The sequence below is a fragment of the Oceanobacter sp. 4_MG-2023 genome (assembly GCF_030689165.1).
In the GTDB taxonomy this organism is placed as follows: Bacteria; Pseudomonadota; Gammaproteobacteria; order Pseudomonadales; family Oceanobacteraceae; genus Oceanobacter.
On sequence record NZ_JAUYVV010000056.1, the window covers coordinates 1 to 1,973 of the forward strand.

2 protein-coding genes and 1 pseudogene are annotated in these 1,973 nt (G+C 46.9%); 2 read left to right on the forward strand and 1 reads right to left on the reverse strand.

The genetic code is table 11. The features are described 5' to 3' along the window. Window positions 1-471: 471 nt before the first annotated feature. Window positions 472-1,176 (reverse strand): helix-turn-helix transcriptional regulator, encoded by a 705-nt coding sequence (locus Q8W24_RS16695; RefSeq protein WP_305476020.1) that lies wholly within the window; start codon window positions 1,174-1,176, stop codon window positions 472-474. Between the two features lie 197 nt (window positions 1,177-1,373). Here Q8W24_RS16695 and Q8W24_RS16700 point away from each other — a divergent pair, with 197 nt between their 5' ends. Further along, on the forward strand, window positions 1,374-1,658 hold the full coding sequence (locus tag Q8W24_RS16700; RefSeq protein WP_305476022.1) for a helix-turn-helix transcriptional regulator: 285 nt from the start codon (window positions 1,374-1,376) through the stop codon (window positions 1,656-1,658). A gap of 94 nt (window positions 1,659-1,752) precedes the next feature. Continuing rightward, window positions 1,753-1,973 (forward strand): annotated as a pseudogene (locus Q8W24_RS16705) (hypothetical protein); the annotation flags it as partial.

Consider the following 1,973-nt stretch of genomic DNA (forward strand, 5'->3'; position numbering starts at 1 on the left):
CAGTTGAGTGAGCGAATGTCTGTTGAAATGGTCTGCAATGCGTTTGATATCAGCCGTTCCAGCTATTACGAGTACCGACATCGGGAACCACGTTGATGTGGAGCGCATGGCCCTGAAGGCTCAGGTAAATTAGAGGATGCCGAAAACCTTAGATTTGTGGTAAAAATTCTTGGCTTCATTCAAGCTGATGCAGAAGCTATCAAGGATCTATTGGTTGAGCTGAGGAAGAAACCCAACGTGTTGTAACCAGACACACCCTGTTAGATAGATAAGAAATGCGGGATCAAACGGGATTGGGTGGGATTAAATGGAACGAGTTCAGTGTTCATGCAGGTTTCAGCGATGCTTTAGCGATCTTTGAACAAACCTGTCTAAAAACAAGCGCCGGGCTAAATTGCCCGGCGTTTTCATTTTGGCGGCATATTCATAGACAAAATGCTGCCGTCTAAAAGGATGTGGCTGTCAGAAGTCCTAGAAGTCCTTGCCAACCCATACCACGCGACCAATAACTTCCAGGTCAGGATTACTAGTGTCGAACTTCACCAAGTTGGGCGGGTAGTCTTTGTTGTCACTGATCAGCAGTACGCCTTGCCCTGGAACGAGCGACGTTCTCTTAACTACCAAGTGGCCATCGACTCGGATCACGTACATACGGCCGTCCTGGGGGCTGTTGTTACTAGTGTCGACCATTATGGTGTCATTATCAGAAATGGTCGGTTCCATCGAATCGCCCTTGGCGAACACAACCACCAAATTCTTTTCATGTAACCCTTTAAATTTCAGCCACTTACGCCTAAATGCTAGCTTGCGCGATATTGTTTCAGATTCTGCCAGTGCACCATGTCCAGCACTTACCTGGATGTTGTACCCAGGAATAAATGCGTACTCATCGTGAATGCTTTCTTCATCGATTTTAGCGGCTTGGTGGGCTTCCGAAACAGTTTTTGGGCCTTCGCCAGTTAGTAACCACATAAGGTTTACACCGGACTCTTTGGCCATTCTCAACGCAACAGCGGCCTTAAGATCTCTATCGCCAGAAAGATACCTATAGAGTTGGGATTCACTAATACCTATCTTTTTGGCGAATTCCTTCTTGCCGCCAGCCATCCCTGCAGCCAGTTCAATCCTGGTTGAGATTCCATCCAGAGAGATATCAACTTTTTCTGGTTCATTCATGGCTAGTTAACTTTTATCTAAGTCATTGAAAATTAAATTGAATTTTCATTCTGGCAAGTTATAGACGCCAAAAAGAAAATAAACCTCGCCAAAAAGACTTTACCGACCAACCAAAAAGAAATATCTTTAGCCATATCGGAAAGGCGAACACGCGACAACACGCCTTTATGACAAGTCATTAGAAAGAGGCTAAAAAAATGAGCAAGTCCGAAAACCGCTCAATCAAAGACTGGCACAAAGAAGACATCAAAGCCGAGATCCGCAAGAAAGGCGTCAGCATGGCCGAGCTAGCTCGCGCTAACGGCTACAACCCTCGCACCTTCAGCAACGTGTTTCACCTCAAATACCCGAAGGTAGAACGTATTGTTGCCGAATTTCTGGATACCACTCCCGATGCCATCTGGCCCAGTCGTTATCAGGAACCTATCCGTATTCGTCGGAGCAAGTATACCGCAATGTCTCATAACATCTCGCCGATTTGATTCGATTGATGAAATCAGCTTAGACCGCGCCACCACAGGCGCATAGAGACACAACAGACATTTGATTAGCACCACCACTTTGCGGACAGCAGCAATGGCAAAACAAAACTGGAAGCGGATACAACCCCGCTCACTCAAGCACGCGATGGAATTGTGCGTTGACCACGCCAAGGCCGTTAAAAATTTGTCTGTCGAGCGCATCGCCGACCTGATCGGCATTACCAGTCATTACACACTCTATAAATGGCTCGACGAAGCGCGTATGCCCGCGCTGATGATTCGGCCTTTTGAGCACGCCTGTGGCGTCTCGTTTGT